This is a genomic window from Bordetella genomosp. 13, assembly GCF_002119665.1.
In the GTDB taxonomy this organism is placed as follows: domain Bacteria; phylum Pseudomonadota; class Gammaproteobacteria; order Burkholderiales; family Burkholderiaceae_B; genus Bordetella.
In genome coordinates, this window is record NZ_CP021111.1 from 2810764 (window position 1) to 2825671 (window position 14908).

14 protein-coding genes are annotated in these 14908 nt (G+C 68.3%); 7 read left to right on the forward strand and 7 right to left on the reverse strand.

The features are described from left to right. Window positions 1-7: 7 nt before the first annotated feature. The 3 genes from CAL15_RS12655 to CAL15_RS12665 are packed head-to-tail and all read right to left on the reverse strand — an operon-like array spanning window position 8 to window position 4487. Entirely contained in the window at window positions 8-979 is a 972-nt protein-coding gene (locus CAL15_RS12655) for a Bug family tripartite tricarboxylate transporter substrate binding protein (RefSeq protein WP_232467948.1), read from the reverse strand. A 26-nt stretch (window positions 980-1005) separates the two neighbouring features. Beyond that, window positions 1006-2376 (reverse strand): MmgE/PrpD family protein, encoded by a 1371-nt coding sequence (locus CAL15_RS12660; protein WP_420042501.1) that lies wholly within the window; start codon window positions 2374-2376, stop codon window positions 1006-1008. Between the two features lie 2 nt (window positions 2377-2378). Next, window positions 2379-4487, reverse strand: coding sequence for a TRAP transporter large permease (locus tag CAL15_RS12665; protein WP_086078917.1), 2109 nt, complete (start codon window positions 4485-4487; stop codon window positions 2379-2381). A 238-nt stretch (window positions 4488-4725) separates the two neighbouring features. Between CAL15_RS12665 and CAL15_RS12670 the strand changes: the two genes are divergently transcribed. Further along, on the forward strand, window positions 4726-5736 hold the full coding sequence (locus tag CAL15_RS12670; protein WP_086081074.1) for a TRAP transporter substrate-binding protein: 1011 nt from the start codon (window positions 4726-4728) through the stop codon (window positions 5734-5736). A 97-nt stretch (window positions 5737-5833) separates the two neighbouring features. Beyond that, the gene (locus tag CAL15_RS12675) at window positions 5834-6544 is read left to right on the forward strand and encodes a GntR family transcriptional regulator (protein ID WP_086078918.1); all 711 of its coding nucleotides are present in this window, start codon (window positions 5834-5836) and stop codon (window positions 6542-6544) included. Between the two features lie 73 nt (window positions 6545-6617). On the opposite strand, the gene yihU is transcribed toward CAL15_RS12675, so the two are convergent. Continuing rightward, a complete protein-coding gene (gene yihU, locus CAL15_RS12680; protein WP_086078919.1) occupies window positions 6618-7583 on the reverse strand; it encodes a sulfolactaldehyde 3-reductase in 966 nt (321 codons plus the stop codon). Window positions 7584-7647: 64 nt separating this feature from the next. Then, window positions 7648-8058 carry a carboxymuconolactone decarboxylase family protein gene (locus CAL15_RS12685; RefSeq protein ID WP_086078920.1) on the reverse strand — a complete coding sequence of 137 codons (411 nt, stop codon included), beginning with the start codon at window positions 8056-8058 and terminating at the stop codon, window positions 7648-7650. Between the two features lie 122 nt (window positions 8059-8180). Here CAL15_RS12685 and CAL15_RS12690 point away from each other — a divergent pair, with 122 nt between their 5' ends. From CAL15_RS12690 to CAL15_RS12710, 5 genes are all read left to right on the forward strand, one after another. Further along, a complete protein-coding gene (locus CAL15_RS12690) occupies window positions 8181-9029 on the forward strand; it encodes an N-acyl homoserine lactonase family protein (RefSeq protein WP_232467951.1) in 849 nt (282 codons plus the stop codon). Next, window positions 9026-9832: an SDR family oxidoreductase gene (locus CAL15_RS12695; RefSeq protein WP_086078922.1), complete on the forward strand. Its 807-nt coding sequence runs from the start codon at window positions 9026-9028 to the stop codon at window positions 9830-9832. Before CAL15_RS12690 ends, CAL15_RS12695 begins: the two co-directional genes overlap by 4 nt. An 82-nt stretch (window positions 9833-9914) precedes the next feature. Then, window positions 9915-10829: an NAD(P)-dependent oxidoreductase gene (locus CAL15_RS12700; protein ID WP_086078923.1), complete on the forward strand. Its 915-nt coding sequence runs from the start codon at window positions 9915-9917 to the stop codon at window positions 10827-10829. Further along, window positions 10826-11632, forward strand: coding sequence for an SDR family NAD(P)-dependent oxidoreductase (locus CAL15_RS12705; protein WP_086078924.1), 807 nt, complete (start codon window positions 10826-10828; stop codon window positions 11630-11632). The genes CAL15_RS12700 and CAL15_RS12705 overlap by 4 nt, the downstream gene beginning before the upstream one ends. Before the next feature lie 75 nt (window positions 11633-11707). Continuing rightward, window positions 11708-12679: a Bug family tripartite tricarboxylate transporter substrate binding protein gene (locus CAL15_RS12710; protein WP_086078925.1), complete on the forward strand. Its 972-nt coding sequence runs from the start codon at window positions 11708-11710 to the stop codon at window positions 12677-12679. Window positions 12680-12708: 29 nt separating this feature from the next. Here CAL15_RS12710 and eutC read toward each other — a convergent pair whose 3' ends face one another. Together eutC and CAL15_RS12720 are read right to left on the reverse strand one after the other, a co-directional pair. Continuing rightward, window positions 12709-13476 carry an ethanolamine ammonia-lyase subunit EutC gene (gene eutC / locus CAL15_RS12715; RefSeq protein WP_086078926.1) on the reverse strand — a complete coding sequence of 256 codons (768 nt, stop codon included), beginning with the start codon at window positions 13474-13476 and terminating at the stop codon, window positions 12709-12711. Window positions 13477-13479: 3 nt separating this feature from the next. Then, the gene (locus CAL15_RS12720) at window positions 13480-14859 is read right to left on the reverse strand and encodes an ethanolamine ammonia-lyase subunit EutB (RefSeq protein ID WP_086078927.1); all 1380 of its coding nucleotides are present in this window, start codon (window positions 14857-14859) and stop codon (window positions 13480-13482) included. Window positions 14860-14908: the final 49 nt, after the last annotated feature.

The window sequence follows — 14908 nt, forward strand, 5'->3', positions numbered from 1 at the left end:
CAAGCCCTCACAGGCTGGGCTGCAGATTGCCGTCCTTCACGACCTTCCTCCACGTCGCGATCTCGCTCTTCAGGAAGTCGGCCGCCTGTTGCGGACTGCCGGCCATCACGTCGGTGCCGTCGCGCGCCAGCATCTCCTGCAGGGCGGGACGCGACAGCGCCTCGCGCGCCGCCTTGTTCAATACCTGGATCGCCTCGGGCGGCGTGCCGGCGGGCGCGGCCAGCACGAACCAGTTGCGGGCCTCGAAGCCCGGCATGGTCTCGGCCACGGTCGGCACGTCAGGCAGGATGGCCATGCGCTTGCTGCCGGTGGTGGCAAGCACCTTGAGCTTGCCCGATCGCACGTGCACCAGCGAGGACGCGGGATTGTCGACCATCATGTCGACCTCGCCGCTGATCAGGTCGACAAAGGCGGCACCCGCCCCCTTGTACGGGATCTTCATGAACGAGACGCCGGCCTGCGCGGCCAGCTTCTCGGTGGCCAGCGCCTGCATGCCCGTGCTGCCGCTCAGCGCCACATTCACGCGCTCCTTGCGCTTGACCATCTCGAGGGCCTCGGTAAGCGTGTTGGCCTTGAAGTTGTTGCTGGCCACCACCACCTGCGGCGCGGCCGCCATGATCATCACGGGCGAGAAATCCTTCACCGGGTCATACGGCACCGAAGGATAGAAGGCCGGCGTGGTGGCGAACGCGGCCGAGCTCAGCAGCAGCGTGTAGCCATCCGGCTTGGAGCGCGCCACGTCGGTCGCGCCGATCTGGCCCGTGTTGCTGGCCTTGTTCTCGACCACCACGCTCTGGCCCAGGATGTCGCCCAGCTCCTTGGCGAAGGGGCGCGCCAGGGCGTCCACGCCGCCGCCGGCCGCGAAGGGCACCACCACCCGTATCATCCGCTCGGGATACGCGGCCAGGCTGGGGCCGCCGGCCGTCAGCACGCCCACCGACAACATCATCGCCGTGATCCACTTCTTGTTCGATTGCATCGTTCTGCTCCTCCACTGAAAATGATTCATGCTGCGGCCAGGCGTATCACCTGCGCCGCGTCGGGCGCCTGCTCGAGCTCCCATACCGCGGCGATGAGCCGCTCGGCATCCACGCCCGAGCCGCCGTGGCGGCACAGCGTGCGCAGCTTGTCCTCCAGCGCCGCATCCGACAGCGGCCGCGCGCGCGACCCCTGGGCTGCCTCGATGTCGCGCACGAGCACCTGGCCATCGGCCAGCTCGACGCGAACCTGCACCGCATCGACCGAGCAGGCCTCGTCATCGCGAAACCGCACGCGTTCGCCCAGGGCGCGCAAGGCGGGCTCGGCGACGGCCTCGTCGGAGAACTCGTCCAGGCCGGCGCGGCCGCGCACCAGCGCGGCCGCCACGGCGTGCTGCGCGCTGACCTGCGACTGCCGCCCGGTCCGGATGCCCGGGCGATCGGTGCGCTGGCGCAGCAGCGGATGCCCCACCAGCAGCACCGATTGCACGCTGCCCACGCCTGCCCGCTGGTAGCGTTCGTCGCGCGACAGGTCCAGGCACGCCTCGATCACCGGGTTCAGCACCACGCCGCAGGGATATGGCTTGTAGGTGTTGTTCAATATCTCCCAGCGGGTGCCCAGGTCTTGCGCCACCGGCGCGATGTCGGGCGAACTGGCGGCCACCCGCAGATAGCCTCGTTCGCCTTCCAGTGCGCACGGCGGGCCGTCGAAGCCCTCCTCGGCCAGCAGCGCCGACAGCAGTCCGTTGCGCGCGGCATTGCCCACGCTCACACTCTTGGCCATGGTGCCCAGCGTCTCGACCAGGCCGCCCGCCTGCACGGCGGCCGACGCCAGCGCCCAGGTCAGCGCCTGCTCGCCCAGGCCCAGGCGCTTGCCCACGGCCAGCGCCGAGCCGAACACCCCGCAGGTGGACGTGATGTGCCAGCCCCGCGCATAGTGTTCCGGCGACATGGCGTTGCCGATGCGGCAGGCGGCCTCCACGCCCAGCACGAACGCCAGCAGCAGGTCCTCGCCGCGCATGGGCCGTTCTTCGGCCAGGGCGAACAGCGCAGGCGCCACCGGCGCGGTGGGGTGGATGATGGTGGGATGGTGCGTGTCATCGAAGTCGTAGACGTTCGCCGCCATCGCATTCAGCGCCGCGGCGGTCAGGATGTCGACCCGCGCGCGGCGACCGATCACGGTGGCGCGGTCGTTCGCGCTGTAGCGGGCATACGTGCGCAGCGCGATGTCCAGCGTCGGATCGTGCGCCGGCGCCAGCGCCACCGCGAAGAAGTTCATCAGCGAGCGCCGGGCTTCGTGGCGCACCGCCTCGGGCACGTCCTGCCACCGGCACTGCGCGGTAAAGCGCGCCAGCGGTCCGGTCACATGCACGGCGGCATCCGGATTTTTCTCATGCATCGTCATTCAACCTGTTGAGGCAACCACATCACGATCTGCGGAAAGACATACAGCAGCACCAGGAACAGCAGGATGATCAGCACGAAGGGCAAGGCGCCCTGCATGATGTCGGTGAAGCGCGCCTTGTCGTTCATGCTGCGCAGCACGAACAGCACCATGCCCACCGGCGGCGTGATCAGGCCCACCTCGATCATCAGCACCAGGAAGATGCCGAACCAGATCGGGTCGATGCCCAGCGACATGGCGATCGGGAAGGTGACGGGCAGCGTCATCAGCATCATCGCGATGGACTCGACGAACATGCCCAGCACCACATAGCAGAGCACCATCGCGGCCACGATCATCCACGGCTCGAGCGACGATCCCTCGATCAGGTCGACCAGCGCGCGCGGCACCCGCAGGAAGTCGAAGATCCAGCTGAAGATGGCCGCGCCCACCACGATCAGCAGCAGCAGCGCCGTGACCTTGGCCGAGTCGAAGGCGATCTCCCACAGGGCGCGCCAGCTGAGCGTGCGCCGCACCAGGCACAGCACGAAGGCGCTGACCGCGCCGATGGCGGCGGCCTCGGTCGGCGTGGCGATGCCCGCGTACATGGACCCGAGCACCGCGCCGATGATCGCAATGAAGGGCACCATGCCCGTGGAAGCGGCGAGCTTTTCGCGCATCGTGTATGAACGCGACGCGGGGGCCGAGCCCGGCCGCAGCAGCGCCCACACCAGCGCCCCGCTCATGAAGCACAGCATCAGCAGCAGCCCCGGGACGATGCCGCCCAGGAACAGATGCGTGACCGAGGCACCCACCGTCGTGCCGTAGATGATCATGGGAATGCTGGGCGGGATCAGGATGCCCAGCGTGGCGCCCGCGGCGGCCACACCGTAAGTCAGCTTGGGGCTGTAGCCGCGCGCGATCATGTCTGGGCAGGCGACCTTGCCCAGTGTGGCGGCGGTCGCCAGGCTGGAACCCGACACCGCGGCGAACACCGCCGAGGCGCCTGCCGAGGCATGCGCCAGGCCGCCAGGCGCGCGGCCGAACCAGCGCACCAGCGAATCGAACATGCCCGTCGTGATGCCGCTGCGCAGCAACAGGCCGCCCATGAAGATGAACATGGGCACCGCGGTCAGCGTGAAGGTATTGGTGCCGCTCCATGCGCGCTCGGCCAGCAGCGACAGCTGCGGCTTGGACAGCAGGAAGTACACGCCGAAGAGCCCCACCAGCCCCAGCGCCACGCCGATGCGCACACCCAGGAACAGCAGCAGCATCATCGAGGCCACCAGCAGCGCGCCGACCGTGGCCAGGGATTCGCCCCGTGCCAGGCCATACAGCAGCGCGCATCCGCCGGCCACCGCCACCACGTACGACAGCGTGCGCCAGCCGCTCCAGGCCCACATCCCCACCACCATGGTCACGGCGATCGCCGCCATGGCCCAGTCGAAGCGCGTGCCCGCGATGGTGACGGGCCGGCTGCCCAGCGACAGTAGTACGACGACCAGCGCGGCCAGCAGGATGGGGAACAGCCAGCGGCGCCATGCCTGCGCCGGCGGACCAAGCCGGTAGATATCCACCAGGATCGACATGCTGAACACCGCCATACCGATGGAGACGGACAGCTGCGGCATCCACTGCGGCGTCGACAACAGTCCCCAGTCTCGCGTGTCGTTGATGTACTCGCGCACATTGAAGCTGGCCATCTGCCAGGCCAGCACCAGGGCGAACAGCAAGGCCAGCCACTGGCCGACCAGTTCGGCCTGCCTGCGCGCGGCCGGCTGCAGCCGGTCCACCCACAGCTCGACCTGCACGTGGGCATTGCCGGCCTGCGCCGCCGACAGTCCGAAGAACACCATGGCGACCAGCAGATAGCCCGAGATCTCGGTGGCCCATGACGTGGGCGAGTTGAAGGCATAGCGCGAGAAGATCTCGTACGACATGATCGCCGCCATGGCCAGCAGCACCGCGGTGGCCAGCCAGCCGGAACACCGGCCGATGCGGTCCAGCACCCGGATGACGATGAAGTCGTTCCTGTCCGACAGCGGATATGGCGAGGCCGCCGAGATGATTTCTCCGGCGTCCGTGACTGCCGGCGCGGCGGGGACCGGGATTTCCAAAGCGCTCATGGTGTCTCCTATCTGCGGCGCGTCGGGATGTCGGGCTGCGCGCCCTCATCCTTTGGTTCTTTGAAATTTTTCTGTGCCGGTATTATAGGCATATTGTATGATTGACTGCTCGAATTTCCGCATTAGGGAATTCGAGCGAGAACATCCACAGCGCGCCAAGCGCCCCACAGAGGAGACACGCATGCATACTCACGGCACCCCCACCCCGCGCACCAAGCCCCAACGCCGCCTCGCGCCCATGCTGGCCGCCGGCGCCTTCAGCGCCCTGGCCGCGCTGGCGCTGCCGCAGGCCATGGCCCAGAACTACGACCTGACCATGGCGGTCATCACCTCGCCCGGCGACGGTTATTCCATCCTGACCGCCTCGGTGCCCGAGCGGGTCGCCAAGGCCACGGGCGGCAAGGTCAAGGTCACGGTCAGCGACTCGCTGGTGCCGCCGGCGCAGATGGCCACGGCCGTACGCGAAGGCCGCGTCGACCTGAGCGCGGCGCTGCACACCTATCTGGCCGCCGACGAACCGCGCATGGGCATCTTCAACCTGCCCGGCCTCATCAACGACATCGGCGAATACAAGAAAGTGTGCGACGCCTTCTGGTGCGAAGACACGCGCAAGATCTGGAAGGACAAATGGGGCGCCATCGTGCTGGCGGAAGGCGCCTGGTGCACCCAACAGTTGTTCTCCAAAGATCCGATCCACAAAGTCGAGGACTTCAAGGGCAAGCGCCTGCGCGTGCACAACCCGCAGACCGCCGAGGTGGTGAACGCGCTGGGCGGCAAGCCCGTGGCCATGCCCACCACCGAAATCTTTCCCGCGCTCGAGCGCGGGGTGATCGACGGCCTGTTCATCTCCACCTGCGTGGGCGGCGCCCTCGAGTTCTGGCGCATCGCCAAGAACGTGCAGAACTGGAGCCTGGGCCCCGTCAACGGCTGGGCCATCCTGGCCAACCCGGAAAGCTGGGAGAAGATCCCCGCCGACGTGCGCCAGCAGGTGCAGGGCGCCATGGATCAACTGCAGAAGGAAGCCTTCGGGAACTACGACCAGTTCGTCGCCAATGCCCGGGCCGACATGGAGAAGCGCGGCGTCACCTTCTGGGTCGCTCCGGAAGAGGAACGGGCTAAAATCATGCAGAAGCAGTACGTCGGGCCAGCCTATGACGCTTGGAACAAGCGGGCATCCCAGGTCGGCTTCGACGGCCCTGCCTATATTCAAAAGGTCCGCAAGGTACTGGGCAAGGATCAGGCCGGTTGATGGCCTGATCCCATGACGGCAAAAGCCGGCGTCCGGTGCCCGCGCCGGCGCCGGCTCCCCGGACGGCGGCTTTCCCACACCAGGCCAGACACTACGCATGAACGCGCCAGACGCCGAATTCAAGGTTCAACGAACCGCCTCCGTGCTGCGGCACAGCGTTACCGAAAGCATACGCAACGCCATCCTGGTGGGGCGCTTCAAGCCCGGCGAGCGCCTGCCCGAGCGCGAACTGTGCGAGATGACCAGCGTCAGCCGCACCCTGGTGCGCGAGGCGCTGCGCCAGCTCGAATCCGAAGGCCTCATCCACGTCATCCCCCACCGCGGCCCGGTGGTCGACCGCGTCACGCCCGAGCAGGCCATGGGCATCTACCAGGTGCGCGAAGAACTCGAAGGACTCGCCTGTCAGCTGTTCGCCAAGCACGCCACCGACGCGCACCTGATGGCCCTGCAGGAAGCCTTCGCCGCGCTCAAGCAGGCCCTGCTGCACGGCTCGCCGCTCGACCAGCTCTCCACCAAGAACGCGTTCTACCAGCGGCTGCTGGACGGCGCGGGCAACGAGGCCCTTACCAACACGCTGCGCCTGCTGAACTCGCGCGTGATGCTGCTGCGCTCCACCTCCATGCAGGCGCCCGGCCGGGCCAAGCAAAGCGTGGCTGAGCTCTCCGAACTGCTGGACGCGCTGGTGGCCCGCAACGCAAAGGCCGCGCGCAAGGCCGGCTGTCTGCACGTGCGCAATGCCGCCGAAACCGCCATCGGCATCCTGCGCGCCTCCCTCGAGGCCGAGAAGAAGAACGGCATGCAGGCGTGAGCCTGCAGCCGGGCCGCTCGGCCCTGGCGCAATGGACGACGCCCGGCGCCTGCGCGACCGGGCGCCCCACGGCTCAACGTTCAGCTTTCTTGCCTGCCGCCGCACCGAACGGATCGGCGTTCAGCGGCGTGCTCACCTTGTAAGGCAGTTCTTCCGGCAGGCCGGCCATGCTGCGCATCAGCGGATAGATCGCGCTGTAGTCCTGCCCGCCCCTGCCCTGCGCCCGCGCCGCCGTGTACGACTGGTATGCCGCGGCGCCCATGGGCACCGCGGCGTTGGCGCGCGCCGCCATCTCCAGGGCCAGGCCCAGGTCCTTGTGCGCCAGGTCCACCTGGAACCCGGGAGACAGGTCTCCGCGCAGCACCTTGTTGGGATAGGTGATGTTCATGTGGCCCAGGCCGGCGATGGTGCCGCGCATCACTTCCAGCGCCAGCTCCACGCTGAGCCCGCTGGCCTCGGCCAGCGTCAGCGCCTCGGCCGTGAGCGCGTTCAGCGAAATGCCCATGAAGTTGTTCACCACCTTCACGCGCGAACCCGAACCCACCTCGCCGCAATCGATGATCTGATTGCCCATGCACAGCAGCGCCTCGCGCGCCGCCTCTTTGTCCTGCGCGCCGCCGCTGGCCAGGATCAGCAGCGTGCCGCGCTGCGCCTCCATGGCCGAGCGGCCGACGGGCGCATCGAGCATGCGGCGCTTGTGCTGGCCGACCATGGCCGCGATGGCGTCGGTCTCTTGCGGCAGGATGGTGGACATGTTGATGAAGATGGCGTCCTCGCCCAGGGCGGCCAGGATGCCGTCCGCGCCTGACAGCGCCGCCTTCACGTGCGATGCATTGGGCAGCATCGTGATGACGATGCCGGCGCCCTGCGCAGCCTGCGCGGCGCTGGCCGCCTCGGTTCCCCCCGCCTGAACCAGCGCCTGGCGCGCCTTTGGGTCCAGGTCGAAGCCGCTGACCCGGAATCCTCCTTTGACCAGGTTGATGGCCATGGGCAGGCCCATCGCTCCCAGGCCCACGAACCCGATATTCCTGTTGGACATCTTGTCTCCCGCTTCCTTTGTGTGACTTGCTGCCGGGCCGGCGTACCGCTCGGCCCACTTGCGATCAGGCGAAGGCGCCTTCCTTTTCCATCTCGGCGATGACTTCCTTGGCGGCCTTCATCGAATCCAGCGCCGCGGGCACGCCGCAATAGATGGCCGCCTGCAACACCACCTCGGTGATCTCTTCGCGCGAAATGCCGTTGTTCACGGCGCCGCGGATGTGTAGCCGCAGCTCGTTCGGACGGTTCAGCGCCATCAGCATGGCCAGGTTCAGGAAGCTGCGGGTTCTGCGGTCCAGGCCCGGACGGCCCCAGACTTCGCCCCAGCAGTATTCCGTGACCAGCTTCTGCAGCGGCGCGGTGAGGTCGTCGGCGCTGTTGAGCGACTTGTCGACATAGACATCGCCCACGACCGCGCGGCGGATTGCCAGGCCTTTTGCGAATTGTTCTGTCTCAAACTCCGGGCGGATAGCCATTCATTGTCTCCATGGATAAGCTCGTGAGGCACGGCAAAAACTGCTGTGCACGTCCTTCATACTATAATACAATCCTACTGTATTCTTGAAGTGCACAACAACGAAAAGCAGGAGACATGGCGGTGAGCAACCTCCCATCACACAACGGTCCGGTTCCGTTCGAAGTCTTCGCGGTGCGCTACGCCAACCACAGCGGGCGCCACGCGGCTGACAACTACATCGGCAAGGTCGACTTCCACGACGCCGAGTCCGATCTCGACTATTACGTCTGGGTCTTGCGGCGCGGCGACGAGGTCTACGTGGTCGACACCGGCTTCGGCGCCGAGGCGGCGCGGCAGCGCGGCCGCACGTTGCTGATGCGCCCGGCCGAGGGCCTGAAGCTGCTGGACATCGACGCGGCCGAGGTGAAGCACGTCATCCTGACCCACCTGCACTACGACCACGCCGGCACGCTCGACGACTTCCCCGCCGCCACCCTGCACATCCAGGACGCCGAACCTGCCTATGCCACCGGCCGCTGCATGTGCCATGGTCCGTTGCGCTTTCCGTACGACGTCGAAGACATCGTCACCTTCGTGCGCCGCGTCTACGGCGGCCGCGTGCGCTTCCACGAAGGCACGCAGACCCTGACCCCGGGCCTCAGCGTGCACCTCGTCGGCGGCCACACCGCGGGCCTGCAAGTGGTGCGCGTCTGGACCCGGCGCGGCTGGGTGGTGCTGGCCTCCGACGCCACGCACCTGTACGGCAACATCGGCAACGACGCGCCCTTCCCCGCGGTGCACAACGTGGGCGCGATGCTCGAGGGCTATCGCATCGTGCGCGAACTTGCCGATTCCGAGGCCCACATCGTCCCGGGCCACGATCCCAAGGTCATGGCGCGCTATCCCGCCTATTCGCCGGCCACGGAAGGCAAGGTGGTGCGCCTGGACGTCGAGCCCGCCATCGCCACGCTGCTGGAGACCTCGCGATGACGCGGTCGGTGCTCGCGCTGGACCTGCGAGGCCGCTCGGCCCTGGTCACCGGCTCGACGGCCGGCCTGGGCCATGCCATCGCCGACGCGCTGGCCGCCGCCGGCGCCAACATCGTGCTGCACGGACTGGCGGCCGACGACGCCGCCCGCCACGCGCGCGAACAGATGGCCGCCGCCCACGGCGTGCAGGTCCTGCTGGAACACGCCGACCTGCGCGACGTGGACCAGATCGAAGCCATGATGAGCCGCGCCCATGCCGCATTCGGCAGCGTGGACATCGTCGTCAACAACGCCGTCGTGCGCCACTTCTCTCCCGCCGACGAACTGCCGCGCGCGGACTGGGACGAGTGCCTGGCCGTGAACCTGTCGGCCGCCTTCCATCTCGCGCGGCTGGCCATTCCCGCCATGCGCGGGAAAGCCTGGGGCCGCATCATCAACCTGTCGTCGGTGTACGGCAGCGAGGCCACGGCCAATCGCATCGGCTACATCACGACCAAGACGGCGCTGCTGGGCATGACGCGCGCGCTGGCGGTGGAGACCAGCACCACGGGCATCACCTGCAATGCGGTCTCGCCCGGCACGGTGCCCACGCCCGCCATCACCTCGCGCATCGCCGCCATCGCACGGGACCAGGGCATCGCCGTCGAACGGGCCGAGCGCGACTACCTGGCCGCGCGGCAGCCCACCGGGCGCTTCGTCGCCATGGAACACGTGGCGGCGCTGATCGGATTTCTGTGCAGCGAGGCCGGACGCGACATCACCGGCGCCACGCTGCCCATAGACGGCGGCTGGACGGCGGCCTGATCCCCGGGCACGGCGCGCGGTTCATCGCCCGCGCGCCGCGCCGGACCTTTTCCTTCATCACTTTCTTCCTGGGCAATACGACATGACGAACACTGACAAGCATCTCGGATTCGTGGGCATCGGCCGCATGGGCGCCCCGATGGCGGAACGCCTGATCCAGGCCGGCTACACGCTCACCGTCTACGATCCCAACAAGACGGCCACCGACGCGCTGGCCGCCAAGGGGGCGCAGGTGGCCGACTCGCCCAAGGCGGTGGCCGACGCCGCCCCAACGGTGCTGATCTCGCTGCCCATGCCGCAGGTGGTGGTGGCCGTGGGCCTGGGCGACAACGGGCTGTCTTCGGGCTCCGCCGTGCGTACCGTGATCGACCTGTCGACCACGGGTCCGGAAGCCGCCGCCGAACTGGCGGCCGGCCTTGCCGAGAAATCCATCACGACCATCGACTGCCCCGTCAGCGGCGGCGTGGCGGGCGCCACCAAGGGGACGCTGGCACTGATGGTGTCCGGCGACGCCAAGGTCTACGAAAGCCTGCAGCCCGTGCTGGCCGTGCTGGGCCGCGCCTTCTACGTGGGCGAGCGTCCGGGCCAGGCGCAGACCATGAAGGTCATCAACAACCTGATCTCCGTCACGGCGCTCAGCATCACCTCCGAAGCCATGGTGATGGGCGCCAAGGCCGGCCTGGACCCGGACCGCATGCTGGAAGTCATCAACGCGGGCTCGGGACGCACGAATGCGTCGGAAGACAAGATTCCCAAGTACGTACTGACGCGCAGCTTCGGCTTCGGCTTCGCAATCGGGCTGTCGGCCAAGGACGTGCGCCTGTGCCTGGAGGAAAGCGAACGCCTGGGCGTGCCGCTGCACGTGGGCAACGCCACCCGCGAACTGCTGAACGCGGCGCGGGACAAGTTCGGCGACCAGGCCGACATGACCGAGATCATCCGCTACGTCGAAGACCAGGCGGGTGTCGAGGTGCGCGGCAAGGCGGCCGTCAAATGAGCCAGGCGCGTCAGCTTGCCGTCATCACCGGCGCCGCCAGCGGCATCGGCGCCGCCTGCGCGCGGCGCTTCGCCGGCGAGGGATATGCGGTCGCCCTGCTGGACGTGGCCCGGCAGGCCGGCCAGGCGCTGGCCGACGAGCTGGCCGGATCCGGTGCGCAGGCACGTTTCTACCCCTGCGACGTGGCCGACGAAACCGCCGTCGAACAGTGCGTGCAGGCCAGCCGCGCCGAGCTGGGCGAGCCCGAGGTGCTGGTGACCTCCGCCGCGCTCATTCCCAACACCGAATCCATCCTGGACATGGACATGGCCGGCCACGATCGCATGTGGCGCGTGAACTACCACGGCACCCTGCACGCGTGCCGGTCGGTGGGGCGCATCATGGCGCAGCGCACGCGCGGCGCCATCGTCACGCTGGGCTCCATCAACACCCTGCATCCCCTGCCCCTGCCCGCCTACAACCCGGGCAAGGCCGCGTTGCAGCGCCTTACGCAGCTACTGGCCGTCGAACTGGGCCGCCACCAGGTGCGTGTGAACAGCGTTGCGCCCACCTACGTGATGACGCCCGCGCTGCAGGCGCGCATCGACGCGGGCCACCGCGACCTGGACAAGATGATGTCGGTGCATGCGCTGGCGCAGTTGCCTGTGCCGGACGACATCGCCGATGCCGTGGCTTTTCTATGCTCGCCACAGGCACGCATGATCACCGGCGTGCTGCTGCCCGTGGACGCCGGCTGGAGCGCGGGCGTCAGCTACAAGACCTACGCGGGCGGCGTGCCCTGGCAGGCGCCAGCCAACGGATAAAGCGGCAACGTCCGCACTGCGGATCCATTACGACAAACACGACGGCGGCCATGCAGGCGGCCGCGGGAGACAACAATGAAAACCTTCATGCGCCATCTGGCGCGCACGGCACTGGTCTTTTCCCTGACCTCGGCGGCGGCCGCGGCCCAATACCCCGATCGCCCGGTGCGCGTGATCGTCCCCTTTGCCGCGGGCGGCGGGGCCGACATCGTGGCACGGCAGGTCTTCCAGGGCGTGTCGCAAGCCTTGGGCCAGCCCTTCGTCATCGAGAACCGTGGCGGCGCGGGCGGCATCATCGGCACCGACGCCGTCGCCAAGGCCGCGCCGGACGGCTATACGCTGCTGCTGGGCCAGAGCGGCCCCAATGCCATCAACCCCTCGGTGTACAACAAGCTGCCTTACGACGCGCGGCGCGACTTCGCGCCGGTGACCCAGCTGACGCGCTACCCTTACGTCATCGCGGTGAAGAAGTCCTTGCCGCCCAACACGCTCGCCGAGCTCATCGCGCTGGCTCAGGCCAAGCCCGGCACGCTCAGCCTGTCCACCGCCGGTCATGGCAGTTCGTCGCACCTGGCGGTGGAACTGTTCAAGCGGCAGGCAAAGATCGACGTCATCGCCGTGGCCTACAAGGGCGCGGGCCCGGCGCTGCTGGACGTGGTGGCCGGCAATGTCGACATGACCTTCGGCGACGCGGCGTCCGCATCCAAGCAGGCCCACGCCGGCGCGGTGAAGGCGCTGGCCGTGACGGGCGCCCGCCGTTCGCCGCTGCTGCCCGAGGTGCCCACCGTGCAGGAAGCCGGCGTGGCAGGCTACGAGGCGACTGCATGGCATGCCGTGCTGGCCCCGCGCGGCACGCCCCCCGAGGTCATCGCCACATTGAACGATGCCATCAGGAAAGTGCTGGAGGATCCGGCGCTGAAGGCCAAGCTGGCGCAGGACGGCATCGAAACCGTCGGCAGCTCGCCGAAGGAATTCGAGACCGCGCTGCTGGCCGAGATAGACAAATGGCGCCAGGTCGTGGAGCAGGCGAACATCAAGCTGGATTGAGGATGCGCGGGGCGCGGCACGCGGCGCGCCTACGCAAGCTCGGGACGCGCGTCGTCTTTCAGGGCGACGCCCGACACCCCGAGCGTGCGCATCCTGCCCAGCAGTTGAGCCAGTTTTCCCGCGGCCTGGGCCGGGGGTAGCCCCGCGGGCCGGATGTTCGACACGCAGTTGCGCTCGGCGTCCACGCGGCCCACCCGCGGGCCCCAGGTCAGATAGGCGCCCAGGCTGTCCGGCGCCGACAGACCGGGCCGCTCGCCTATCAGCACCACGACACAGCGGGACCGCAACGCCTGCCCGATGTCATCGCCTGTCGCCACCCGGCCATGGCGCAGCAGCACCAGCGGCGCCAGCGTCCAGCCCTGTGCGCGCAACGCGGGAACCAGCGCCCGCGCCAGCGGCCCGGCGTGCCGCTGCGCGGCCGTGGCCGACAGCCCATCGGCAATGACGATGCACAGATCGTGACCGCCCTCTTGAGCTTGAAGCTCGGCGCGCGATGCCGGCTGCAGCTGGCGGCCCAGATCGGGACGCACCAGGTAGGTATGCCGGTCGACAGCCGCGGAGCGGCTTTTCAGCACCGGCAGGCCAAGCTCCGCCAGCTCCTCTTGCAGGCCGTCCATGTCCAGCACCGCATGCACGGCATCGCGCGCCTGCGCATGCGCCAGGCGGAAGTCCAGCAGCGCCGGCGTGCGCAGCGAGGCTCCGCTGCGCGGCAGACCGACGCGCGCGGCCGTCAACCTGCGCAGCGGATCCCACAGAGTGTCGAGGTCGCTCGAGGCCTGGCTTCGTAAACGGGCCATGATCTACTCCTGGGGCAGCAGCGCGGTGAAGCGCTCCGGCAGGGCGGCCGGCCGTACGCGTCCCTGGGCATCGCACAGCCCCTGCGATTGCAGCCACGCCTCGAACTCCGGAGCGCAACGCCGACCGAGAAGGTCGCGGATGGCAAGAACATCGTGGAACGAGGTGCTCTGGTAGCCAAGCATGATGTCGTCCGCACCGGGCACGCCCATCACATAGTTGATGCCCGACACCGCCAGCAGCGTCAGCAGCGAGTCCATGTCGTCCTGGTCGGCCTCGGCGTGGTTGGTGTAGCACACGTCGCAACCCATGGGCACGCCGAGCAGCTTGCCGCAGAAGTGGTCCTCGAGAGCCGCGCGCGTGATCTGCTTGCCATCGTAGAGATACTCGGGACCGATGAAGCCGACCACCGTGTTCACCAGGAACGGCCGGCAGGCGCGCGCCACCGCATACGCCCGCGCCTCCAGCGTCTGCTGGTCGACGCCATGATGCTGGCCGGCCGACAGCGCGCTGCCCTGCCCGGTCTCGAAGTACATGACGTTGGACCCGACCGTGCCGCGGCCCAGCGACCGCGCGGCTTCGTCAGCCTCTTTCAGCATCGCCAGGTTGATGCCGAAACTGCGATTGGCGCCTTCCGTGCCGGCTATGGACTGGAACACGAGGTCGACGGGAGTTCCACGGTCGATCAGCTCCAGCGTGGTCGTGACGTGGGACAGCACACAACTCTGCGTCGGGATGGCCAGCCGCTGTCGCACGTCGTCCAGCAGACACAGCAGGTCGTGCGTGTGGCCGGGACTGTCGCCGGCCGGGTTGATGCCGATCAGCGCATCGCCCGCTCCCAGCAGCAAACCGTCGAGGATGCTGGCGGCGATACCGCGGGGGTCGTCGGTGGGGTGATTGGGCTGCAGGCGCACCGACAGCCGCCCCGGCAAGCCCACCGTCGTGCGAAAACGCGTGACCACGCTGCATTTGGCGGACACCAGCATCAGGTCCTGCAGACGCATCAGCTTGCTGACCGCCGCCGCCATCTCGGGAGTCAGGCCCGGCACCAGGGCCTCGAGCGCGGCGCCATCGGTGCCGTCGTCCAACAGCCAGTCGCGCAGGCCGCCGACGCTCAGGTGCGCGACCGGCGCGAACGCGGCGGCGTCGTGCGTGTCGATGATCAGGCGCGTCACCTCGTCGCTTTCGTAGGGAATCAGCGGCTGCTCGAGGAACGCGCGCAGCGGCACGTCGGCCAGGCAGTACTGCGCGGCGACGCGCTCTTCGCTGCTGCGCGCCGCCACCCCCGCCAACACGTCGCCGCTGCGCAGCGGCGTGGCGCAAGCCATCAGCACCGCCAGGTCGTCGAAGCTATGGGTGCGCCTGCCCACGGTGGCTTTGTACATGCATCGCTCCATTCCGGACCGATACATCGTAGTGGCAATCCGCCCGACG